This is a genomic window from Streptomyces bohaiensis (assembly GCF_012033785.1).
Taxonomy (GTDB): domain Bacteria; phylum Actinomycetota; class Actinomycetes; order Streptomycetales; family Streptomycetaceae; genus Streptomyces; species Streptomyces bohaiensis.
In genome coordinates this window covers 1-22295 of the sequence record NZ_JAAVJC010000061.1, presented here as the reverse complement: position 1 = coordinate 22295, position 22295 = coordinate 1, and the positions used below count along the sequence as shown (strand labels likewise).

The following is a 22295-nucleotide window of genomic DNA, read 5'->3' as shown; positions in this document are numbered from 1 at the left end:
CCGGAGCCCCGTGCGGCACCGCCGAGGCAGCGGCGCGTCCGCGTGGTGGCGTGCGGCGGGTGCGCTCGCGGCCGCCGCCGCCGTCCTCCCGCTCGCCGCGGACGCCCCCGTCCTGCCCCTCGGCCACCGTGCGGCCGTGACCCTGCCCTGGCGCGACGTCGTGACGGTCTTCCTCCCGGCGCTCGCGCCCCCGGCGGCCGTCGCGCTGCTGGGACTGCTCATCGCCGCCCTGCTCAAGGAGTCCCCGGTGTCCGACCCGACCCCCGTGCCCCCGGCCCGCAACGGCGAGGCCACCTACACCACCGGACCGGCGCTGCTGGGTTCGGTGCGCACTCCCGGCGGTGCAGCGGTGCCGCATGCCGTTCTCACCCTGGTCGACGCCGCGGGCCGCCAGTGCGGCCGGGCCGACTCGGGTGACGACGGACGTTTCTCGCTCACCGGCCCCGGCCCCGGCGGCTACATGCTCATCGCCGCCGCGACCGGCCTCCAGCCGCGCGCGGTGGGCCTCACCCTCGCCGACCGCACCCCCGAGCTCGACCTGCTGCTGGGCGGCCCGGGCCGGCTGGCCGGCCGGGTCCGCACCCCCGACGGCGAGCCCGTCGCGGACGCGGTCGTCACCCTCACCGACGCCCGCGGTGACGTGGTCGCCACCACCCGCTCCGCGCTCGACGGCGGGTACCGCCTCGACGGGCTGGTCACCGGTGACTACACCCTGGCGGCGGGAGCGCCCGGGCGGCGTCCGGGCGCGGCGCCGGTCACCGTGGCCGGCGGGGAGCAGGCGGACCACGACATCGAACTCACCGGCGGCGCGGTGCTGCGCGGGGCGGTCAGCAACGACGCCGGCCGGCCGGTGCCGGACGCCCGCGTCACCCTCACCGACTCCCTGGGCGACGTGGCGGCCACCACGGTCACCGGAAGCGACGGCTGCTTCGTCTTCGCCGACCTGGCGCCGGGGGAGTACACGGTGGTGGCGGCCGGCTACCCGCCCGCTGCCACCGGCCTGCGGCTCGCGGGGGGCGAGCAGGGAGAGCGCGACCTGCGGCTGAGCCACGAGCCCGGGGCCGGGGCCGGGGCCGGGGCCGGGGCCGGGGCCGGCTGAGCCTGGCGTGCGACCCGAGCGGCTCTCGCCCACCGCGCGTGGCGGGCGCGGCGCCGGGTCCCGGCCCCGGGCGCACGGTGGCGCGCTCACCCGCGCCCGTTGACCCCGGCGCGCCCCCGCGCTCGCCCCGCGCGGCCCCGAGCCCGCCCGGACGCCGGCGGTGCCGGTGCCCGTTCCGCCCGCCGCCGCCTCCGGACGGCCTCCGGATCGTCCCCGGGGCCCGACGCCGCGTCACCGCGCCGAGCAGCGGGGACGTCGCCCGCGGTCCGGTGCCCCCTGCCGGCCTGCCACCGCACGACCGCGGCCGCCGACCGGACGGTGTCCGAACGTCGGACGGGGGCGCACGAATGCGCCGGGCGCGGTTCTTCGCGTACCGGTTCGCCACCCGTACCCGAAGGCGTACGGTGGAGCGAACCGGCAGGAGAAGGAGCAACCCGTGGTTCCCCAGCCCCTGTTCCCCCAGCGTGGACCCGCCGAGCCCGGGCGCATACCTCTCGCCGTCGTGACGGTCGACGGGCTGGGCGCGGTGGCCTCCTGGGGCGGCGGCGCACACCGGCTCTTCGGCCTCCGCCGGGAGGAGGCGCTCGGCCGTCCCGCGGCGGCGCTGCTCCCGGTGTCCGGCGTCATCGACGTGGTCGGCGACGGCGACTCCCTCGGCTCCGCCTACGCGGATCCGGCCGCGCCGCCCGGTGAGGAGGAGCCCACCTCCGGCCGGTTCTGGGGCGGTTGCGAGGGCCGTGGCAGCGAGGACATCCTGTGGTGGGCCTGGCCGCTGGCCGGGCCCGGTCTCCTGCGCCTCCTCGTGCTGGCGACGGACGGCGCCCGGCTCCACCAGGCCTCCGGCGGTGTCCAGGTCTCCGCCTGCTTCGCGGCCCACGGCGCCCTGCCGGACCCGGCGGGCCGGGCGGCGGCCCTCGCCGCAGCGCTCGGCGGACTCGACGGCGTGGACGCCGCCGACCTCACGGCCCAGGTGCTGCACGGTGGTCACCCCGTGCTGGAGTCGGCCACCGGCGAACGGGTGCCGGTCCTGCCGCGCACCCCCGGTGTCGTCTTCCCGCAGGCGGGCGCCAGGGCGTAGCCTGCGCGCCATGAAGATCCTGATCAGCGCGGACATGGAGGGGGCCACCGGCGTCACCTGGCCCGCCGACTGCCTGCCGGGCACACCGCAGTGGGAGCGCTGCCGCCGTCTCTTCACCTCGGACGTCAACGCCGCGGTCCTCGGCTTCTTCGACGGCGGCGCGGACGAGGTGCTGGTCAACGAGGCGCACATGACGATGCGCAACCTCCTGCTGGAGGAGATGGACGACCGGGTGGCGATGCTCACCGGCCGGCACAAGGCGCTCTCGATGGTCGAGGGCGTCCAGCACGGCGATGTGGACGGTATCGCGTTCGTCGGCTACCACACCGGGGCCGGGGACGAGGGCGTCCTGGCCCACACCTATCTGGGCAACTCCCTCACCGGGGTCTTCGTGGACGGTGTGCGGGCCAGTGAGGGGCTCCTGAACGCGCTCGTCGTCGCCGAGTACGGCACCCCCGTCGTCCTGGTCACCGGCGACGACCGCGCCTGCGAGGACGCGAGCGGCTACGCACCGCAGGCACGGACCGTCGCCGTGAAGGACTACGTCTCCCGGTACGCCGCGGTGTGCCGCCCGCCGGCCGCCACCGCCGCGGCGATCCGCGCCGCCGCGGCCGGTTCCGTGACGCTGGCCGTCCGGCACGCGCCCGCCGGCCCACGCGAGCGACGGATGGAGGTGGAGTTCGACGCCGAGCACCTCGCCGGGGCGGCCACCGTCGTCCCCGGGGTGGAACAGACGGGAGAACGGCGCGTGGCCTGGACCGCGCCCGACATGTACGAGGGCATCCGCTGCTTCAAGGCGGTCACCACGCTGGTCTCCGCCGCCGTGGAGGAGTGGTACGGCTGACCCGCCGCGCGCCGGCCACGCCCCCACCGACCTACCAGCGCCGACCCGGCGCAGGAACACCGCAATGGTGACGCGACGTCACCGAAACGGCGATGCGGACACCGGCGCCGCGGTGTCGCCACTGGTCGGACCAGTGCTGACGGCCGCAATGCTTCCCGACGGAGCACACTCCGCGTAACGTGGCCCGGCATGAAGATCTACCGCAGCACGCCGGCCCCGGGGCCGGTATGACCGGGGGCACCACCGCGGCCGGGCCCGTCGGACCCGGCGCGCCGCCCGTGGACGACCAGGCCCTCGCCGAGGCCGTCGCCTTCACCTCCGACCTGATCCGGATCGACACCACCAACCGCGGCCAGGGCGACGGTGTGGAACGCGCCGCCGCCGAGTACGTGGCGGAACGCCTCGCCGAGGCGGGCATCGAGCCGCTGCTGCTGGAGAAGGCGCCCGACCGCACCAACGTGGTGGCCCGCGTGCCGGGTACCGATCCGAGCGCGGGGGCGCTGCTCGTCCACGGCCATCTCGACGTGGTCCCCGCCCACGCGGACGAGTGGACCGTCCACCCGTTCTCCGGTGAGGTCCGCGACGGCATCGTGTGGGGCCGGGGCGCGGTCGACATGAAGAACGCCGACGCCATGGTCCTCGCCGTCGTCCGAGCCTGGGCGCGGCACGGCGTCCGGCCCCGCCGCGACATCGTCCTCGCCTTCACCGCCGACGAGGAGGACAGCGCCCAGTACGGCTCCGGATTCCTCGCCGACCAGCACGCCGAACTGTTCGAGGGCTGCACCGAGGGCATCAGCGAGTCCGGCGCCTACACCTTCCACGCCGGGGGCGGGCGCAGGATCTACCCGCTCGCCGCCGGTGAACGGGGCACCGCCTGGCTCCGGCTGACCGCCAACGGCCGCGCCGGCCACGGTTCCAAGGTCAACGAGGAGAACGCCGTCAGCCGGCTCGCCGCCGCGGTCACCCGGATCGGTGACCACCGCTGGCCGATCCGGCTGGCTCCCACCGTTCGCGCCGCGCTGACGGAGATGGCGGCGCTGTACGGCCTCGCCCGCCCGGTCCTCGACGACTCCGACCCGGAGGCGCTGACCGCCGAGGTGGAGCAGCTGCTGGCCGCGTTCGGCAGGGCCGCGACCCTGGTGCGCCCCGTGGTGCGCAACAGCTCCAACCCGACGATGCTGGACGCCGGCTACAAGGTCAACGTCATCCCCGGCAGCGCGACCGGCCACATCGACGGCCGCATGGTCCCCGGCGCGGAGGAGGAGTTCTCCCGCACGATGGACGAGCTGACCGGACCGGACGTCGACTGGGAGTTCCAGCACCGCGAGATCCCGTTGCAGGCGCCGGTCGACTCGTCCACCTACGGGGTCCTCCGCTCGGCGCTCGAGCACTTCGACCCGGACGCCCACGTGGTGCCCTACTGCATGTCGGGCGGCACCGATGCCAAGCAGTTCTCGCGGCTGGGCATCGTCGGCTACGGGTTCACCCCGCTGAAGCTCCCCGAGGGGTTCGACTACAACGCCATGTTCCACGGCGTCGACGAGCGGGTACCGGTGGAGGCGCTGCACTTCGGAACCCGGGTACTGGACCGGGCGTTGCGCGCCCTGTGACCGGTGGGCGCGGCGGCGGACGCGGAAGGAGACACCCACAGATGACCCACCAGTCCCGCCCCACCCCCTGCGGCGCGTGGCGCTCGCCCCTCGACGCGGCGACGGTGGCCGCGCACGACGGCCGTGTCGACCATCTCGGTTCGGTGGGCGAGGAGTTGTGGTGGACGGCGGCACGGCCCGAAGAGGGCGGTCGCCGTGCGCTGATGCGGTTGCGCGGTGACGGCGGCCCGGCGGAGGTCGCGCTGCCGGCGCCGTGGGACGCCAGGAACCGGTTGATGGAGTACGGGGGCACGCCGTGGGCGGGGGCGCCCCGCTCGGCCGGCGGGCCGTTGATCGTCTTCACCCACTGCGGTGACCAGCGGTTGTACCTGCTGGAGCCGGACGCCCCCGACGCCGCTCCCCGACCGCTGACACCCGTGTCCGACCCGGGGGCGGGCCTGCGGTTCGCCGACCCGGTGGTGCGGCCGGGGCGGGGCGAGGTCTGGTGCGTGCTGGAGGAGTTCACCGGTCCCGCCCCCACCGACCTGCGGCGTGTGCTGGTGGCGGTGCCGCTCTCCGGTGCCGCCGCCGAGGACCGCGCCGCGTTGCACGAACTCACCGACGACACCCACCGGTTCCTCACCGGCCCCAGGCCCTCGCCCGACGGCCGCCTGCTGGCCTGGATCGCTTGGGACCACCCCCGGATGCCGTGGGACGGCACGGAGCTGAAGGTGGCCCGGCTCGACGACGACGGGACGACCGGCCCGCCGGTGACCGTCGCCGGCGGCCCGGAGGAGTCGATCGCCCAGGTGGAGTGGGGGGCACGGGGCGAGCTGCTGTTCTCCTCCGACCGCACCGGCTGGTGGAACCTCTACCGGGCCGTCCTCGCGGACGGCGGTGGGGCGGGCCCGCCGACCCCCGGCCCCGCCGAGGCGCTCCGCCCCGCGGCGGAGGAGTTCGCCGACGCCCTGTGGAAGATCGGCGCGCGCTGGTTCGCCCCCATGGCGGACGGTCTGGTCGCGGTCGTGCACGGCCGCGGGGACAAGCGGCTGGGACTGCTCGACCCGGACCGGGGCGTGCTGACCGACGCGGCCGGGCCCTGGACGGAGTGGGCCCCGGCGCTGGCGGTGCAGGGCAGCCGTGTCACCGGCATCGCCGCCTCGCCCGTGCGCGGGTACGAGCTGGTGCAGTTGGACACCGCCACCGGCCACAGCCGGGTCGTCGCCGCCCGCCACCGCGACGCCGTCCCGCCCGCGTACCTCCCGACGCCCCTGCTCCGCACCTTCACCGGTCCGGACGGCCGCGAGGTCCACGCCCACATCTACCCGCCCGCCTCGCCCGACCACCGCCCGGCCGGCGACGAGCTGCCGCCCTACGTCGTCTGGGCCCATGGCGGGCCGACCGGACGCGCCTCGATGGTCCTCGATCTGGAGATCGCGTACTTCACCTCACGCGGCATCGGCGTCGCCGACGTCAACTACGGCGGCTCCACCGGCTACGGCCGCGCCTACCGCGACCGGCTGCGCGGCAGTTGGGGCCGCGTCGACGTCGAGGACTGCGCGACGGTGGCCGCGGCGCTCGCCGCCGAGGGCACCGCCGACCCGGGCCGCCTGGCGATCCGCGGCGGCAGCGCGGGAGGCTGGACGGCGGCCGCGTCGCTGGCCGATCCCGACCGCACGGCGGGCGTCTACGCCTGCGGGGCGATCCGCTACCCGGTGCTGGACCCGGTCGGCTGGGCCGAGGGCGGCACGCACGACTTCGAGTCGCGCTATCTGGACTCGCTCATCGGCCCGTTCGACGAGGCGCAGTACCGTGAGCGCTCGCCGCTGCACCACGCGGAGCGGGTCACCGCGCCGTTCCTGCTGCTGCAGGGGACGGACGACGCGGTCTGCCCGCCCGTGCAGAGCGAGCGGTTCCTTGCCGCGCTGGCCGGGAGCGCGGTGCCGCACCGGTACCTGTCCTTCCCCGGCGAGGAGCACGGCTTCCGCCGGGCGGAGACCATCGTCCGCGCGGTGGAGGCGGAGCTGGCGCTCTACCGGGAGACGTTCGGCATCGTCGCCGACCGGAGCGACACATTGGAGACGGAGACGCGATGAACCGCCATTTCCCCACCCCCGGCGCGGCCTACGGGACCTCGCACGCCTCGGTGGCGCCCGTGCCGGCGCTCAACCGCCCCTCCCGTCTGCGGCCCGGCGACAAGGTGGCCGTGGTGGCCACCAGTTCGCCGGTGGAGCGGGAGATGCTGGAAGCGGGCCTCGACGTGCTGCGCGGGTGGGAGCTGGAGGTCGTCGTGGGCGACCATGTCCTCGACGTCCACCCCGATCTCGACTACCTCGCCGGCCGGGACGAGGACCGGGCCGCGGACCTCCAGGCCGCCTGGTGCGACCCGGACGTCGCCGCCGTGGTCTGCGCACGCGGCGGCTACGGCGCCCACCGGCTCACCGGTCTGCTCGACTGGTCGGCGATGCGGGCGGCCGGGCCGAAGGTCCTGGTCGGGTACAGCGACATCACGGTGCTCCACGAGGCGTTCGCCTCCCGGCTGCACCTGGCGACGGTCCACGGGCCGATGCCCGCGACCGAGGGGTTCGCCCGGGACGTGGTCGCCCAGGAGCACCTGCGCCGGACCCTCTTCGAGCCGGAGTCCGTGACCACCCTGACGGGTCCGCGCGCCGCGACGCTGGTGCCGGGCCGGGCCCAGGGCGTCACCCTCGGCGGGTGCGCCAGCCTGCTGGCCGACAACCTCGGCAGCCCCACATCCCGGCACTCCGCCGCCGGCGGCATCCTGCTGCTGGAGGACGTCGGCGAGCGCGCCTACCGACTCGACCGCTGCCTCAGCCAGCTGCTCAACGCCGGCTGGCTGGACGGCGTCGCCGGCATCGTCCTGGGGTCGTGGCAGGACAGCGAGCCCTACGACCGGATCCGCACCGTCCTGCTCGACCGCCTCGGACCGCTGGGGGTGCCGATGGTGGAGGAACTCGGCTTCGGGCACTGCCCCGACCCGCTGACCCTGGCGCTCGGCCGCCCGGCGGTGCTCGACGCGGACGCCGCCACCCTCCGCTACACCGCCGCCGTGCTCGACTAGGCCCCGCGGGGCGGGCGCGTGCGCCGGCACGCTGTGCGGTGGCGGGGACCGGCGGGGCGCGTTCCCCTGGAAGGGGTACGCACCGAGGCGTACCTGCGGGGACCTGTGCGCCGGTCTGGCGCCCGTCCCCGTGGAGGCACCCACCCCCCAGGAGGCCAGTGATGACCACCGCCGCCGACATCATGCACCCGGGCGCCCAGTGGCTGCCCGCCACCGAGACCCTGGACCGCGCGGCGCAGCTGATGCGTGAGCTGGACGTCGGGGCCCTCCCCGTCAGCGACAGCAACGACCGCATGTGCGGCATTCTCACCGACCGCGACATCGTGCTGAAGTGCGTCGCGGCCGGGCACGACCCGTCCCGCGTCACCGCCGGGGAACTGTGCGAGGGCACCCCGCGCTGGATAGCCACCGACGCCGACGTCTCCGACGTGCTGGACGAGATGGAGGGACACCGGATCCGCCGGCTGCCGGTGGTGGACGGCGACAAGCGGCTGGTCGGCATGATCAGTGAGGCCGATCTCGCCCGCCACCTCAGCGAGGAGCAGATCGCCGGGTTCGTCGAGCACGTCTACGCGGGCTCCTCCCGGTAGCACCGACCCCCGCCGTCCCGCCGGCCGCCCCACGCCTGCGCGTGGGGCGGCTGCACGTGCGGAGCGTCCGCCCCGGCGCCATGCTGGAGCCATGGATGTCGAACCCGGTGGACGGGGCGGACGGCTGCGGGAGTTCCTGACCCCCGGCCGTGTCGTCTTCGCGATCGCCGCTGTATTGACGCTCGTCTTCGTCTTCGAGAACACCCGGCAGACCCGCATCCGGCTCCTGATCCCGGAGGTGACCATGCCGCTGTGGGCCGCGCTGCTGACCGCCCTCGTGCTGGGGGTCGCGGGCGGGTTCTACCTGGGGCGGCGGCGGCCGCACCGGGCGCGCCGGCGAGCGCGGTGAGCCCGCTGCTCCCGGTGGCCGCGTCACCCGAGCGGGGTCAGCGCCGGCAGAGCACCTCCCCGTGGAGCACGGCGAACCAGCCGTCCTCCGCTGCCGCCCACTGCCGCCAGCCCTCCGCGGCCTCGGCCAGCTCCTCGCGGCGGGCATGACCGCCCGCGACCGCCATCGCCCCGTACTCCGGGGCGAGCGTGCGGTCCGCCCAGAGACCACCCCACCAGGCGCGGTCGGCCGGGGTGGCGAAACACCAGGTCGACGCCGACGGCTCCACCTCTGCGAACCCCGCCGACCGGGCCCAGCGGAGCAGTCGTCGTCCGGCGTCGGGCTCGCCGCCGTTGGCGCGCGCCACGGCACGGTAAACACGTAGCCAGACGTCCAGTCCCGGCGGCCGCGGCCACCACGTCATCGCGGAGTAGTCCGCGTCGCGCGCCGCCACCGTTCCGCCCGGGCGGCAGACCCGCCGCATCTCGCGCAGCGCGCCGACGGGATCGCCGAGGTGTTGGAGCACCTGATGGGCGTGGACCACGTCGAAGCCGGACGCACCGTCCTCCGCGCCCCCGTCGGGCAGGTCGAGGGCGGTGACGTCCCCGACGGAGAAGGCGACCGTGTCGACGCCGGCGGCCCGGCAGGCGGCGCGGGCGTCGTCCAGGACGCCGGGGGCGCTGTCCAGCGCGGTGACCGGGCCGGGCGCCACCGCGCGGGCGAGCCCCGCCGTGATCGTGCCGGGCCCGCACCCCACGTCCAGCAGCGAGAGTCCGGGCCTGAGCCGGGGGAGGAGGTAGCCGGCGGAGTCCTCGGCCGTGCGCCGGCGGTGCGAGCGCAGCACGGGCTCCTGGTGACCGTGGGTGTAGACGGCGTCGGGCATGGCGTCTCCTCTCGGGCAGGACCGCCCCAGCGTGCGACGGCGGCTGCCGCGGCGGCAACGGGGGTCCGCCATGCGAGAGGTGGCAGGCGGCGCGGAAGCCCCGGACCGTCGCTGTCGGGGCGGCGGGCCGGAGCCGGCACGGGGGAGGGCCCGCACGATCCGTGGATCGTGCGGGCCCTCCCGTCGAGTGCGTCACGCGCGGTGTGGGGGAGTGCTGCGCGTCACGCGGGGGTGATGCTCACCGTCAGCCGGTCACCAGGTCCAGGCCGTAGGCCGAGAGCAGCGGGTTGATGGGCTGGTGGTAGGTGGTGCCGCCGGAGGTGCAGTTGCCGGAGCCGCCGGAGGTCACACCCTGGGCCTGGCTGCCGGAGATGTAGGAGCCGCCGGAGTCACCGGGCTCGGCGCAGACCGAGGTGCGGGTGACACCGGTGATGGTGCCCTCCGGGTAGGTCACCGAGGTGTTGTGCTGCTGGATGGTGCCGCAGTGCCAGCCGGTCGTGGAGCCCGAGCGGCAGATGGAGGCACCGACGGCCGCCTCGGTGGAGCCGGAGACGGTCACCTCGCCCTCGTTCACGGTCGGGGTGGTGTTCCAGTCGCTGTTGACCGACACCCAGGCCATGTCGTCGCCGGGGAACGAGGACTCCTCGAAGGTGCCCTGCGCGGCCTGGTTGTAGCCCGTGGTGCTGGTGCCGACGGTGCCGCAGTGCCCGGCGGTCGCGAAGCCCGGGGTCGAGCCCTGGGTCACGGAGAAGCCGACCGAGCAGCGTCCGCCGCCCATGTAGTACGCGTCGCCGCCGACGAGGTCGTAGAAGGCCTGGGGCTGCTCGTCGGAGGTCTGGATGTCGACCGCGGCGGCGTTCACCCCGGCGGCCTCGACGAAGCCCTCGGCCTCGGTGACGTCGGAGGTCAGCAGGACGACGCCGTTGGTCGTGACGTCGACGTACCAGACCGGCGCGTCGGTGGTGTCGTAGGACTCGGCCGCCGTGTCGAGGGCGTCCTTGACGCTGTCCAGCTCGGCCAGCGTGTGGTCGACGACCTCGGCGGTGGCGCCGGCCTCGGTGATCTCCGCGGCCTCGGCCTCGCTGGTGGTGGCCACCACCAGTTCCGTGCCCTCCGCGAGCCAGCTGCCCGCGAAGGCGTCGAGGTCGGCGGAGAGGGTCTCGCCGAGCAGGGCGGCGTCGTGCTCGGCCACCAGCTTGAGGCCCGCTTCCTGCTCGCTCAGACCCAGGTCACGCTCCATGGCGTCCAGCACGCCGGCGGGAAGGTCGGCGACTGCGGCCTCGGCCCGTTCGGTCAGGGTGTCGTTCGCAGCGGCCTGGCTGGGGACCAGAGCGAACGCGAGCGCGGAGGCGGCTATCGCGGCGCCGATGGCGTTACGGCCTGTGTGACGCATGCAGTTCTCCTTGCACTTGCCTGTGGGGGTAGACAGAACGTAGCCGCCGGGTGAGGGGGTGTGTACCTGCCACGCAATACCTCTTGCGATGCGATGGATTGCCCGAACGTGCCAGCGAGGGATGGACGTTGCAGGTCAGCGGCGTGCGCTGACGCACCGCCAGGGGTGTTTCCGCAAGGGTCCGCGGTGTTGTGAGGGTTGTTTCACGAGCTGCACGGTGCATGCACAACGTGACCGTGGTGCGCCGCCGTTGTCGTTCCGTTACCTGTCGCGGGTGGTCGGGGCGGGGGTCGGGTGCTGTGTGACGTACACAACTTCCGGGTGCGCCCCTCGGTGCGCTGGTCGCTCATCCCTCGTGCACGGAGATGGTTCGCGCCCCTCGCGTGGCCGGATTCGTCACGGCTGTACCGGTCGGTCCCCGCGGAGCCGGACACGCGGGACGGCCCGCCCCGCGCGGTGCGCGGGACGGGCCGTCGGTGCGGAGCGGGCGGGGCGGCGCTGCCGCCTCGGGTCAGCTCCGGACGAGGGTCAGGCCGTACTGGGACAGGATCGGGTTGACCGGCTGGTGGAAGGTGGTGCCACCGATGGAGCAGTTGCCGGAGCCGCCGGAGGTCACACCCTGGGCCTGGGTGCCGGAGATGAAGGAGCCGCCGGAGTCACCGGGCTGGGCGCAGGCGGAGGTGCGGGTCACGCCGGTGATGGTGCCCTGCGGGTAGGTGACGGAGGTGTTGTGCTGCTGGATGGTGCCGCAGCGCCAGCCCGTGGTGGAGCCGGAGCGGCAGATGGAGGAGCCGACGGTCGCCTGGGTCGAACCGGTCACGCGCACGCCCGAGCCGGAGTTGCGGACCAGGGAGGTGGGCGTCCAGTTGCTGTTCACCGCGACCCACGCCATGTCGCGGCCCGGGAACCAGGAGCCGCGGAAGGTGCCCTGGCTGACGCGGTTGAAGCCGGTGGTGGCGTTGCCGACGCTGCCGCAGTGGCCGGCGGTCACGAAGCCGGGGGTGGAACCCTGGCGGACGGAGAAGCCGATCGAGCAGCGGCCGTTGCCGATGTAGTAGGCGTCGCCGCCGACCAGGTCGTAGAAGGGCTGGGGGGACTCGTCGGAACGCTCGACGCGCACCGTGGAGGCGTCGGCGCCGCTGGCCGCGACGAACGCCTCGGCGGCGGGCACGTCGGAGGCGAGGACGACGACCTCGTTGGTGGTGACGTCCACGTACCAGACCGGCGCGGCGTCCTCCGGGTTGGCGGTGGCGGCCTCGTCGAGGATGTCCTTCACGGCCTCCAGCTCGGCGAGGCTGTGCTCGACCACCGTGGCGGTGGCGCCCGCCGCGGTGATCTCCGCCGCCTCGGCGCGGTCGGTCGTGGCGACCACGTGCTCGGAGGTGCCTTCCACGATCCAGGAGCCCGCGTAGCCGGAGAGGTCCTCGCTGAGGGACTCCTCCAGGACGGCGGCCTCGTGCTCGGCGACGAGCTGGTTGCCGACCTCGGCGGCGGGCACGCCCAGGTCGCGCTCCATGGCGTCGACCATGCCGGCGGGCAGCTGCTCGACGAGGGCGTCCGCCTTGGCGGTCTCGGCGGAGGGGAGCTCGGAGGAGGCGTTGGCCGGCACCAGGCTCAGGGCGAGGGCGGAGGCCGCCAGCGCCGAACCGATGGCAACAGTACGTCCCTTGAGGCGCATTCTGTTCTCCTTGTGTTGTGAGGGTGACCAGAATGTAGACGCCGCGTGATCGGGTGTGTACCTGTCAACCGATACCTCTTGTCATGCGATGGATTGCGTGAACACGCCACGGGTCTCTACGGGGTGGGTCGGTCCGGCGTGGTGCCGAAATGGGCGTTCGCCGCCAGCCACTGGGTGTACCTGGGGTTGCGCCGTGCCGCTTCCCGGTGCGCCTGACGTGCGCGGATCAGGACGGCGGGGGCCGCGCCGGCCGCGGCGGAGGCCGGGTGCCAGGCGAGGAGGTGGTGCCAGGAGAGCGGGTTGCCGGCGAGCGGCAGGGTGACGATGCCGGGCGTCGGCGGGAAGGTCGCCTTGCACGGCGCGACCGCCCGCCCCGCCTGCACCAGATGCACACAGGCCGTGGTGTCCAGCTCGTACACCGAGGTCGGGGTGAACCCGGCGCGAGCGCAGGCGGTGGAGAAGCAGTCCCCGAAGCAGCCGTCACCGGGGGCGTCGACCCACTGCTCGCCCGACAGGGAGGCCAGGTCGAGCTCGTGGCGGTCGGCGAGGGGGTGCTGCTCGGAGAGCATCACGAAGATCGGGTCGTGGCCCACGGTCTGCCAGGTCAGCTGGTCGGGGGCCGGGGGAGTGGCCTCCCCGCACGCACCGGCGAGGGCGAAGTCGAGGCGGCCGGAGACCACCAGCTCGCTCAACTCCTCGATGGACCAGCTGGTCAACGTGGAGATCGCCGCCTGGGGGTGGAGCAGGGAGAGTTGGTCCACCAGTCCGCCGAGCATCGGCCCGGGGGTGCCCGCCAGCCGGAACCGCGGCAGGTCCTCCAGGGTGTTGGCGAACCGGACGGCCTCCTCCTGGAGCTCGCGCATCGCCGGGAGCAGGACCCGGGCCCGGTCCAGGACCAGTTCGCCGAGCGGTGTCGGCTGGGCGCCGTGCCTGCCGCGCTCGAAGAGCGCGCCGCCCAGCGCCCGCTCGATGCGTTTGAGCTGGGCGCTGAGTGCCGACTGCGCCAGCCCGAGGGACGTGGCTGCCCGGGTGAGGCTGCCGGCCTCGTCTATCGCACGGATGATCTTGAGGTGGCGTAGCTCCAGGTCCATAACCGGAAGCTACGGCCCAGTATCGCGGGTGACAAGCGTCGGTCGGCGCGGTCGTGGAGGGCGTCGGAGCACCGGGGCGCCAAGTCCGCGTGCGGGGTGATCTGTTCGTGGCGTGTGCACGCCATACGGGGTGAAGGTGCAGTTCACCGGGGGGTGGCGGCCGCTCGGGCGCGTGTGACCGCCGTTCACGCCCTCGGTCTCTCCCCGGTCCTGCGGTCCGCACGGACCGGCCGGCTGCGGGACGCCGGTTCGCGTCGTCGCCGCACACGGGCGGGCCGGCCCTCGCTCGGAGGTTGGGTGAGCGGGGGCCGGCCCGGGTCCGGGGTGGCCCCGGGACCGGGCGGTCCCGGGGCGTCAGGCGCGCGGGGCGCCCGGTCCGGTGGTGGTTCAGGGCATCAGCACGCCGTCGATGATGTAGACGGTGGCGTTGGCGGTCTGGACGTTGCCGCAGACGACCGTCGCGTCCTCGTTGACGGTGAAGTCCTCGTCCGAGCCGGCGACGGTGACGGTGTCGCCCTGGAGGGTGGTGTGCTCGCCGTCCAGGTCCTCCGGAGCCAGGCGCTCGCCCACCACGTGGTAGGTCAGGACGTCGGTGAGCGCGTCCTGGTCCTCCAGCAGCGCGTTGAGGTCCTCCTCCGGCACCTCGGCGAACGCGGAGTCGGCCGGCGCGAAGACGGTCAGCTCGGGCGCGTCGTTCAGGGTGTCGACCAGGCCGGCGGCGGTCACCGCGGCCACCAGGGTGGACAGGTCGGGGTTGTTGGACGCGGCGGTGGCGACCGGGTCCTGCGCCATACCCTCGAAGCTGCCCGGGCCGTCGGTCGGAACGCCGGAGCACGCCGGGCCGAACGGCGCGGAGGCGGCGTCGGCCTCGGCGTCGTCGTCGCCCTCCATCCCGTCCGTGCCGTCCATGTCGTCCATGTCGTCCTGGTCGGTGGTGCCGCCGTTGTCCTGGCCGGTCTCCGAGGTGCCCGACCCGTTGTCGTCGTCGCTGTCCGAGGAGCAGGCGGCCAGCGAGAACGGCAGGATGGCGGCGGTGGCGACGGCGACAGCGGTACGGCGGATACGGGTGTTCATGTGATGTCTCCTTGAGGGACGGGCGCGCACTTCGCGCGCCCTTGATTCGGGCGAAGTTCGGGTCTGTCGTGGGGCGGTGGTGGGTCAGTCCACGGTGACCACCACCGAGTGCCAGCCGGTGGCGCCGTCGGGCACCGTGCCGACGCGTTCCTCGGTCTGGGTCTCGCCGGAGCTGTCCGTGGCGCGGACCTCCAGCCGGTGGGAGCCGGGCTCGGCCTCCCATTCCCAGACCCACTGGCGCCAGGTGTCGTCGCTGGGGGCCGGAGCGAGTCGCGCTTCGCGCCACTCGCCGCCGTCCACCCGAACCTCGACGCCGTCGATACCGGTGTGCTGTGCCCAGGCCACCCCGGCGACCGGCACCGTGCCGGCGGGGATCGTCGCGAACCCACGAGGGGTGTCGATCCGCGACATGGTCTTGACGGGGGCTCGGACCGCCCAGTCGCGCTCCACCCAGTAGACGTCGAAGTCGTCGAAGGTGGTGAGTTCGAGCTCGGACAGCCACTTGCAAGCCGACACATACCCGTACAAACCAGGTACAACCATTCTCACCGGAAATCCATTGCGGAAGGGCAGCGGCTCCCCGTTCATGCCGACGGCGAGCATGGCGTCGCGGCCGTCCATGACCGTGTCGACCGGGCTGCCGAGGGTCATCCCCTCCACCGAGCGGGCGACCAACTGGTCCGCCGGGCCGCCCTCCGACGGCGGGCGCACCCCCGCCTCGCGGAGCAGCGGGGCCAACGGCACGCCGATCCAGCGGGCGTTGCCGACGTACGGTCCGCCGACCTGGTTGGAGACACAGGTCAGGGTGATGTCGCGCTCGATCAGCTCCCGGTCCAGCAAGTCCCGGTAGCTCAGCTCCAGCTCGCACTCGACACCACGGCCGAAGATCCTCATGCGCCAGGCGGTGGCGTCCAGTCGCGGCACCCGTAGCGCCGTGTCCACCCGGTAGAAGTCCTTGTTGGGCGTGGTGAACGGCGCGAGTCCGTCGATCTCCAGATCCGCCCCCGGTGGCAACGCGGGCGCCGGATCCCCGGGCCGGGGGATGGTGAGCGAGTCACGTGCCGCCTCCGCCTCGGCGTCACCGGTGCTCAGCAGCCGGTTGCCCAGCAGGCCGGAGCCGGCCGAGGCGGCTGCCGCCACCGACGCCGCCCGCAGGAACCGGCGGCGGTCCAGTGCCGAGAGCACCCCGCGGTCGGTCGCCGCGGCTGCCGCCGGAGCATCCTCGGGGCCCTCGCTCCCGGCCGGGGGACCCCCCGGCCGCAGGGTGCGGACCAGCAGGACGATCACCACCACCGCGGCCACGCCCCCGACCAGCGAGGGCACCGCGTCCGGTGCGCTGCCGCCCGGACGCCCGGCCGCGGTGACCGCTCCGAACACCCCGAACAGCGCCGCTCCCGCCGCGCCGGCCCGCAGGCTGCGCAGCGCGAGCAGACCGACCGCCACCGCGAACAGGGCGAGCAGCGTCAGGATGCCGATCTGCAGCACGAGCTTGTCGGCCGTGCCGAAGGTGCGGATCGCCCAGTCCTTCACCGCGATCGGTGTGCGGTCGATGACCGCGCCTCCGACCGCGGTGACCGGCCGCGCCTCGGGCCGGACGAGTCCGGCGAAGAGTTCCGCGACGGCGAGCGCCGCCGCAGCGGCGAGCACGCCGCTTCCGGCAGCGAACAGCCGTCGCTGCCACCGCCCGGCGCCACGGCCGGCGGCGGGCGCCACGTCTGTCTGCTCGGTCTCACTCACGACCGGTATTCGGCGGCGGGACTGCTCCGGATGGGTCCATCACTCGATCGAATTACTTTGGCGCCACGACCCATCCGTTCGGCCCACAGCACCGAATACCTCTCGACAGTGGTGACACCAGGCCCCGCCAGGGGCTCTCGGCGAGTGGCGGAGGCAGTCGAATGACACGGGAAAAGCCCAGTTCAGCAGTGGTGGGCAGCGGGGTCTCGGGGTTGACGGCCGCCTACGTGCTGCGCCAGGACCACCGGGTGACCCTGTACGAGGCCGACGACCGGCTCGGCGGTCACGCCCACACCCACGACGTCGACACCGGCGCGGGGTTCGAGCGGATCGACTCGGGATTCATCGTCCACAACGAGCGCACCTACCCCCGTCTCCTGCGGCTCTTCGACGAACTCGGGGTCGAGACGCAGGAATCGGAGATGAGCATGTCGGTCCGCTGCGAGGGCTGCGGTCTGGAGTACGCGGGCGCGCGCGGCGCGCGCGGCCTGTTCGCCCGCCCCGCCTCCGCGGCCGACCCCCGCTACCTGCGGATGCTGGCGCAGGTCCCGCGCTTCCACCGGCAGGCGCGGAAGCTGCTCGCCCAGGACGACGCCGGGGCCGGACCGCGGGACACCACCCTCGGCGAGTTCCTGGCCGCCGGGCGCTACTCCGCGTACTTCACCAGCCATTTCATGGCGCCGGTGGTCTCCGCGGTCTGGTCGTGCGACCCGGTCACCGCGCTGAGCTACCCCGCCCGCTACCTCTTCCGCTTCCTGGACCACCACGGGATGCTCTCCGTCTCCGGCTCGCCGACCTGGCGCACCGTCACCGGGGGCTCGCGTTCCTACGTCGACCGGGTCGCCAAACACATCCCGGAGATCCGCACCGGCACCCCCGTGCGCGGCATCCGGCGCCTCGCCGAGGGGGCCGGCGTCGAGATCACCGACGCCTCCGGACGGACGGAGCACTTCGACTCCGTGGTCCTCGCCTGCCACGCCGACCAGGCGCTGGCGCTGCTCACCGACCCCACCGAGGACGAGCGCCGCGTCCTGGGCGCGTTCCGGTACTCGCGCAACCCGACGCTGCTGCACACCGACACCACGCTGCTGCCCCGCCACAGCGGCGCCCGCGCCTCCTGGAACTACCAGCTGCCCGGGTGCGACAGCCCCGCCGGGGAGGTCCGCATCAGCTACGACATGACCCGGCTGCAGCGACTCCCCGGGTCCGGTACCCACGTGGTCACGCTCAACGGGGAGGACCAGGTCGACCCGGAGCGCGTCCTGGCCCGCATGGTGTATCACCACCCCGTCTACACCCCCGAGTCCGTGGCCGCCCAGCGGGAACTGCCCTCCCTCAGCGGCCGGGTCACCGCCTACGCCGGCGCGCACCACGGCTGGGGGTTCCACGAGGACGGCTGCGCCTCCGGCGTCGCGGCCGCCGAGGCCCTGGGGGTGACCTGGTGAACCCGGCCCCCGCGGCCGCCCGCGACGCGCGCCGTGCCCCCTCCGGCACCGTCCCCCGGCTCTACCGGTGCGAGGTGCGGCACGCCCGTACCGGGCCCCTGCGGTACGGGCTCCGGCACCGTACCTACATGTGGCTGGTCGACCTCGACCACCTGCCCCGCCTGCCGCTCGTGCTGCGGCCGCTCGCCCGCTTCGACCCGCGCGACCATTTCGGGGGGCACGCCCCCACGCTGCGGGCCGGCCTGGAGCGCTTCCTCACCGCACAGGGCGAGGAAGCACCGGACGGGCCCGTCCTGATGCTCACCCACGCGCGGGTGCTGGGTCACGTCTTCAACCCGCTCACCCTCTACTGGTGCCACCGAGCGGACGGCACCACCGCCTGCGTCGTCGCCGAGGTGCACAACACCTACGGCCAGCGGCACGCCTACCTGCTGCACCCCGACGACCGCCACCGGGCCACGACGCCCAAGGAGTTCTACGTCTCGCCCTTCAACCCGGTCGACGGCGACTACCTGATGCGGCTCCCCGAACCGGGCGAGCGACTCGACGTCACCGTCCGGCTGGACCGCCCCGAGGGCAAACCCTTCGTCGCCACCCTGCGGGGCAGGCCCGGCCCCGGGGGGCCGGCCGGCCTCCTGCGCGCCGCAGCACGCCACCCGTGGGCGCCGCTGGCGGCGTCGGCCGCCATCCGCTTCCACGGGATCCGTCTCTACCTCAAGGGCCTGCCGGTTCAGCGCCGGCCCCGGCACCACCAGCAGGAAGGTATGCAGTGACCACGCCCCGAACCTCCGCCGCGCCCGCCGAGCCCGAGCGGACGCCGCACACCGCGGCCGCCGAACCGGCGCACCCGCTGCGACCGGCCGGCACCGCGGGCGAGCCCCGCACCCCGGCGCAGATCCGGGCGGCCGTCGACGCCACCCGCTGGCCCGGGGTCGCGCAGGTGCCCCCGTGCTCCCGCGTCCACCGCGCCGTCGCCCGGCGCATCCTGGAGGCTGCCCTCCGCCGGCTGCCGCTGCACACCCGCTTCCCCGACGGCCGAAGGCTGGGGACCGGCGGACCGGTGCTGGAGATCCGCGACCCGGACGCCTTCCTGCGACGCGTCGGCACCTCCGGAACCATCGGCTTCGGCGAGTCCTACATGGCGGGCGAGTGGGACGCCCCCGACCTCGTCGCCGTCCTCACGGTGATCGCCGACCACGCGGCGACCCTGGTGCCGGGACCGCTCCAGCGACTGCGCCGGCTCTGGGCACCCGGTCAGCCGGTCAGCGGGCGCAACACCCCCTCCGCCTCCCGTGAGAACATCGGCCGTCACTACGACCTCTCCAACGACCTGTTCGGGCTCTTCCTCGACGAGACGCTCAGCTACTCCTCCGCCGTCTTCCGGGGCTTCCCGGCCGAGTGGTCGCGGCTGACCGCCGCCCAGCACCGCAAGATCGACCGCGTGCTGGACCTCGCCAAGGTCACCGAGGGCACCCGGGTGCTGGAGATCGGCACGGGCTGGGGCGAACTCTCGCTGCGCGCGGCAGCACGCGGTGCGCACGTCGTCAGCGTCACCCTCTCGGTCGAGCAGGCCCAGTTGGCCCGCGAACGCGTCCGGGAGGCGGGGTTCGCGGACCGCGTCGAGATCCGCGTAGAGGACTACCGCTCCGTCACCGGGACCTACGACGCCGTCGTCAGCGTCGAGATGATCGAGGCGGTCGGCGCCGAGTTCTGGGGCACCTACTTCGCGACCCTGGACCGGCTCACCGCCCCGGGCGGCCGGGTCGCGCTGCAGGCCATCACCATGCCCCACGACCGCCTCCTCGCCAGCCGCCGCACCTACACCTGGATCCAGAAGTACATCTTCCCCGGCGGCCTGCTGCCCTCCACCGAGGTCGTGCGCCGCCTCACCGCCGAGCGCACCCGGCTCGACGTCGCCCGCGCCGACCGCTACGGGCCGCACTACGCCGAGACGCTGCGCCTGTGGCGCGAGCGGTTCACCGAGCGCGCCGCCGAGGTCGACGCCCTCGGGTTCGACGAGACCTTCCGCCGCATGTGGATCCTCTACCTCGCCTACTCCGAGGCCGGGTTCCGCTCCGGCTACCTCGACGTGCAGCAGTTCCTGCTCGCCCCCCGCCCCGACCCCGCCGGCTCCGCGCCGGTGGGAACCCGCCCGAAGGACGGCCCCCAGTGACCCCAGCCACGCCGACGACCACCACCGCACGCGGTGCCGCCCCCCAGCTGGTCCAGCTGCTGCAGCAGTACCTCCAGGGGCCCTCACCGGTCCGGGTGCGGGCCTGGGACGGTACCGAGGCGGGCCCCGCCGGAGCGCCGCTGGTGGCGCTCCGCTCGCGGCGGGCGCTGCGCCACCTGCTGTGGCAGCCCGGTGAGCTCGGTCTGGCCCGCGCCTACGTCACCGGGGAGCTCGACGTCCCCGGCGACCTCCGCGAGGGGCTTTCCGCGGCGCTGCGCACGGTCCGCGAGTCGGGCACCGCCCCCGCCCCCACCCTCTCGGACAAGGCGGCGGCGCTCCGCGTCCTCGCCCGGCTCGGTGCCGTCGGTCCGAAGCCGCCGGTACCGGCCGGAGAGGTGCGTCTCAGCGGCGCGCTGCACAGCCGTGGCCGGGACCGGAAGGCCATCAGCCACCACTACGACCTGCCCCCGGAGTTCTACGCGCTGCTGCTGGACCCGGCGATGGCGTACTCCTGCGGCTACTGGACCCGGCCGCCGGGCGAGCAGGGCTACGGGCTGCCGCAGGCGCAGCGCGACAAGCTGGAGCTGGTCTGCCGCAAGCTCGGGCTGCGTCCCGGGGCGAGGCTGCTCGACGTCGGCTGCGGCTGGGGGTCGCTGTCGCTCTACGCCGCCGAACGGCACGGGGCCAAGGTCACCTCGGTCACCCTCGCCCGCGAGCAGGCGGAGTACGTGCGGGAGCAGGTCCGCGAGCGGAAGCTGGAGGATCTCGTCGACGTCCAGCTCTGCGACTACCGCGACATCCCCGGTGGCTGGTACGAGGCCGCCGCCTCGCTGGAGATGGGGGAGCACGTGGGCGACGCCGAGTACCCCGGCTTCGCCGCGATGATGCACCGCATGCTGCGCCCCCGGGGCCGGGTGCTGATCCAGCAGATGTCCCGCGGCGCCAACGCTCCCGGGGGCGGCGCCTTCATCGAGGCCTACATCGCCGCCGACATGCACATGCGACCCGTGGGTGAGACCGTCGGACTCCTGGAGGGCGCCGGTCTGGAGGTCCGCTCGGTGGACTCCATGCGCGAGCACTACGTCCACACCATCGCGGCGTGGGCCGAGGCGCTGGAGGAGAACTGGGACGAGGTCGTCTCGCTCGCCGGACCGGAGACCGCCCGGATCTGGCGTCTCTACCTCGCCGGTTCCGGGCTGGCCTTCCAGGAACGCCGCATGGGCGTCGACCAGGTCCTCGCGGTCCGGCCCGACAACGACGGAGGCAGCGGCCTGACCGGCACGCTGCGCGACTGGTACCCGGAGTGTGCTGGCTCATGACCGACTACCCCTGGGGGGCCCTCGGGCTCAACCTGGCGCTGAGCGCCGCCGCCGCGCTGTTCGTGCTGCTGGTGACCTTCGCGGTCGCCGTGGTGCGGGGCGGTCGGCACCGCACCGTCGACATCGCGTGGGGCCTGGGCTTCGGTGCGGTCGCGCTGACGACCTTCGCGGCCTCGGCGGGGGAGGGCGACACGGCGCGCCGGACCCTGATCGCGGTACTGACCGTGGTCTGGGGCGTCCGGCTCGCCGGCCACGTCACCTGGCGCAGCTGGGGCAAGGGCGAGGACCCGCGGTACGAGCGGATGCTCGCCAAGGCGCCGGGCCACCCGCAGCTCTACGCCCTGCGCATGGTCTACCTGCTGCAGGCCGCCCTGGTGTGGCTGATCTCGCTGCCGCTCCAGTTCGGCGCCTACCTGCCGGGCCCGCTCGGCTGGGTCGTGGTGCTGGGCGTCGCCTGCTGGGCGATCGGGCTGTTCTTCGAGGGCGTCGGCGACTGGCAGATGCACCGGTTCAAGTCCGACCCCGCCAACCGCGGGAAGATCATGGACCGCGGCCTGTGGTCGCTGACGCGCCACCCCAACTACTTCGGCGACTTCATGGTGTGGTGGGGGCTGTTCCTCGTGGCGGCCGGGACCTGGCAGGTCGCCGCCATCACCGTCGTCTCCCCGCTGGTGATGAGCTTCCTGCTCATCTTCGGCAGCGGCAAGCGGCTCACCGAGAAGACCATGTCCCAGCGGGACGGGTTCGACCGGTACGCGGCGCGGACCAGCGGCTTCTTCCCGCTGCCGCCGCGACGCCACGCCCGGCCCGAGGACGGCCCCCGGCCCTGAGCGGCCGCCGGAGCCGCGTCCCGCGGCGACGTGCCGGGGGCGGACCGCCACGGTCCGCCCCC

The 22295-nt window shown here is 74.3% G+C and carries 19 protein-coding genes; 13 read left to right on the top strand and 6 right to left on the bottom strand.

What is annotated here, in order from left to right; genetic code table 11:
* From HCN52_RS09985 to HCN52_RS09950, 8 genes are all read left to right on the top strand, one after another.
* The coding region (locus HCN52_RS09985; protein WP_209314364.1) for an MSCRAMM family protein at window positions 1-1099 on the top strand (1099 nt) is incomplete at its 5' end.
* A 436-nt stretch (window positions 1100-1535) separates the two neighbouring features.
* A complete protein-coding gene (locus tag HCN52_RS09980; RefSeq protein WP_168088043.1) occupies window positions 1536-2177 on the top strand; it encodes a hypothetical protein in 642 nt (213 codons plus the stop codon).
* Window positions 2178-2187: 10 nt separating this feature from the next.
* Complete coding sequence (locus tag HCN52_RS09975) at window positions 2188-3021, top strand: M55 family metallopeptidase (RefSeq protein ID WP_168088042.1); 834 nt, start codon at window positions 2188-2190, stop codon at window positions 3019-3021.
* Between the two features lie 227 nt (window positions 3022-3248).
* A complete protein-coding gene (locus HCN52_RS09970) occupies window positions 3249-4631 on the top strand; it encodes a M20/M25/M40 family metallo-hydrolase (RefSeq protein ID WP_168088041.1) in 1383 nt (460 codons plus the stop codon).
* Between the two features lie 41 nt (window positions 4632-4672).
* Window positions 4673-6706: a S9 family peptidase gene (locus HCN52_RS09965; RefSeq protein WP_168088040.1), complete on the top strand. Its 2034-nt coding sequence runs from the start codon at window positions 4673-4675 to the stop codon at window positions 6704-6706.
* Window positions 6703-7692 (top strand): S66 peptidase family protein, encoded by a 990-nt coding sequence (locus tag HCN52_RS09960; RefSeq protein WP_168088039.1) that lies wholly within the window; start codon window positions 6703-6705, stop codon window positions 7690-7692. Before HCN52_RS09965 ends, HCN52_RS09960 begins: the two co-directional genes overlap by 4 nt.
* Window positions 7693-7853: 161 nt before the next feature.
* A complete protein-coding gene (locus HCN52_RS09955; RefSeq protein WP_168088038.1) occupies window positions 7854-8282 on the top strand; it encodes a CBS domain-containing protein in 429 nt (142 codons plus the stop codon).
* A gap of 91 nt (window positions 8283-8373) precedes the next feature.
* On the top strand, window positions 8374-8631 hold the full coding sequence (locus HCN52_RS09950) for a LapA family protein (protein WP_168088037.1): 258 nt from the start codon (window positions 8374-8376) through the stop codon (window positions 8629-8631).
* Between the two features lie 37 nt (window positions 8632-8668).
* Here the strand turns inward: HCN52_RS09950 and HCN52_RS09945 are convergent, their stop codons facing one another.
* The 6 genes from HCN52_RS09945 to HCN52_RS09920 all read right to left on the bottom strand — a co-directional run bounded on the left by HCN52_RS09945 (window position 8669) and on the right by HCN52_RS09920 (window position 16442).
* On the bottom strand, window positions 8669-9493 hold the full coding sequence (locus HCN52_RS09945; RefSeq protein WP_168088036.1) for a methyltransferase domain-containing protein: 825 nt from the start codon (window positions 9491-9493) through the stop codon (window positions 8669-8671).
* A gap of 244 nt (window positions 9494-9737) precedes the next feature.
* Window positions 9738-10886, bottom strand: coding sequence for a S1 family peptidase (locus tag HCN52_RS09940; RefSeq protein WP_168088035.1), 1149 nt, complete (start codon window positions 10884-10886; stop codon window positions 9738-9740).
* Window positions 10887-11397: 511 nt separating this feature from the next.
* On the bottom strand, window positions 11398-12564 hold the full coding sequence (locus tag HCN52_RS09935; RefSeq protein ID WP_168088034.1) for a S1 family peptidase: 1167 nt from the start codon (window positions 12562-12564) through the stop codon (window positions 11398-11400).
* 116 nt (window positions 12565-12680) lie between these two features.
* Window positions 12681-13655, bottom strand: a complete 975-nt coding sequence (locus tag HCN52_RS09930) for a LysR family transcriptional regulator (RefSeq protein WP_168088033.1) — start codon at window positions 13653-13655, stop codon at window positions 12681-12683.
* Between the two features lie 387 nt (window positions 13656-14042).
* Window positions 14043-14729 (bottom strand): fasciclin domain-containing protein, encoded by a 687-nt coding sequence (locus tag HCN52_RS09925; RefSeq protein WP_168088032.1) that lies wholly within the window; start codon window positions 14727-14729, stop codon window positions 14043-14045.
* An 84-nt stretch (window positions 14730-14813) separates the two neighbouring features.
* The gene (locus HCN52_RS09920) at window positions 14814-16442 is read right to left on the bottom strand and encodes a molybdopterin-dependent oxidoreductase (RefSeq protein ID WP_376767110.1); all 1629 of its coding nucleotides are present in this window, start codon (window positions 16440-16442) and stop codon (window positions 14814-14816) included.
* A gap of 185 nt (window positions 16443-16627) precedes the next feature.
* Between HCN52_RS09920 and HCN52_RS09915 the strand changes: the two genes are divergently transcribed.
* The 5 genes from HCN52_RS09915 to HCN52_RS09895 all read left to right on the top strand — a co-directional run bounded on the left by HCN52_RS09915 (window position 16628) and on the right by HCN52_RS09895 (window position 22233).
* Window positions 16628-17911 (top strand): NAD(P)/FAD-dependent oxidoreductase, encoded by a 1284-nt coding sequence (locus tag HCN52_RS09915; RefSeq protein ID WP_168088031.1) that lies wholly within the window; start codon window positions 16628-16630, stop codon window positions 17909-17911.
* Window positions 17908-18684: a DUF1365 domain-containing protein gene (locus HCN52_RS09910; protein ID WP_376767109.1), complete on the top strand. Its 777-nt coding sequence runs from the start codon at window positions 17908-17910 to the stop codon at window positions 18682-18684. The genes HCN52_RS09915 and HCN52_RS09910 overlap by 4 nt, the downstream gene beginning before the upstream one ends.
* A 77-nt stretch (window positions 18685-18761) precedes the next feature.
* A complete protein-coding gene (locus HCN52_RS09905) occupies window positions 18762-20084 on the top strand; it encodes an SAM-dependent methyltransferase (RefSeq protein ID WP_168088045.1) in 1323 nt (440 codons plus the stop codon).
* A complete protein-coding gene (locus tag HCN52_RS09900; protein ID WP_168088030.1) occupies window positions 20081-21403 on the top strand; it encodes a class I SAM-dependent methyltransferase in 1323 nt (440 codons plus the stop codon). Before HCN52_RS09905 ends, HCN52_RS09900 begins: the two co-directional genes overlap by 4 nt.
* Window positions 21400-22233, top strand: coding sequence for a DUF1295 domain-containing protein (locus tag HCN52_RS09895; RefSeq protein WP_168088029.1), 834 nt, complete (start codon window positions 21400-21402; stop codon window positions 22231-22233). The genes HCN52_RS09900 and HCN52_RS09895 overlap by 4 nt, the downstream gene beginning before the upstream one ends.
* Window positions 22234-22295: the final 62 nt, after the last annotated feature.

Coding starts and splice junctions, on each gene's coding strand:
- HCN52_RS09975 (WP_168088042.1), top strand. CDS start 2,188: ATGAAGATCCTGATCAGCGCGGACATGGAGGGGGCCACCGGCGTCACC.
- HCN52_RS09970 (WP_168088041.1), top strand. CDS start 3,249: ATGACCGGGGGCACCACCGCGGCCGGGCCCGTCGGACCCGGCGCGCCG.
- HCN52_RS09965 (WP_168088040.1), top strand. CDS start 4,673: ATGACCCACCAGTCCCGCCCCACCCCCTGCGGCGCGTGGCGCTCGCCC.
- HCN52_RS09960 (WP_168088039.1), top strand. CDS start 6,703: ATGAACCGCCATTTCCCCACCCCCGGCGCGGCCTACGGGACCTCGCAC.
- HCN52_RS09955 (WP_168088038.1), top strand. CDS start 7,854: ATGACCACCGCCGCCGACATCATGCACCCGGGCGCCCAGTGGCTGCCC.
- HCN52_RS09950 (WP_168088037.1), top strand. CDS start 8,374: ATGGATGTCGAACCCGGTGGACGGGGCGGACGGCTGCGGGAGTTCCTG.
- HCN52_RS09945 (WP_168088036.1), bottom strand. CDS start 9,493: ATGCCCGACGCCGTCTACACCCACGGTCACCAGGAGCCCGTGCTGCGC.
- HCN52_RS09940 (WP_168088035.1), bottom strand. CDS start 10,886: ATGCGTCACACAGGCCGTAACGCCATCGGCGCCGCGATAGCCGCCTCC.
- HCN52_RS09935 (WP_168088034.1), bottom strand. CDS start 12,564: ATGCGCCTCAAGGGACGTACTGTTGCCATCGGTTCGGCGCTGGCGGCC.
- HCN52_RS09930 (WP_168088033.1), bottom strand. CDS start 13,655: ATGGACCTGGAGCTACGCCACCTCAAGATCATCCGTGCGATAGACGAG.
- HCN52_RS09925 (WP_168088032.1), bottom strand. CDS start 14,729: ATGAACACCCGTATCCGCCGTACCGCTGTCGCCGTCGCCACCGCCGCC.
- HCN52_RS09915 (WP_168088031.1), top strand. CDS start 16,628: ATGACACGGGAAAAGCCCAGTTCAGCAGTGGTGGGCAGCGGGGTCTCG.
- HCN52_RS09895 (WP_168088029.1), top strand. CDS start 21,400: ATGACCGACTACCCCTGGGGGGCCCTCGGGCTCAACCTGGCGCTGAGC.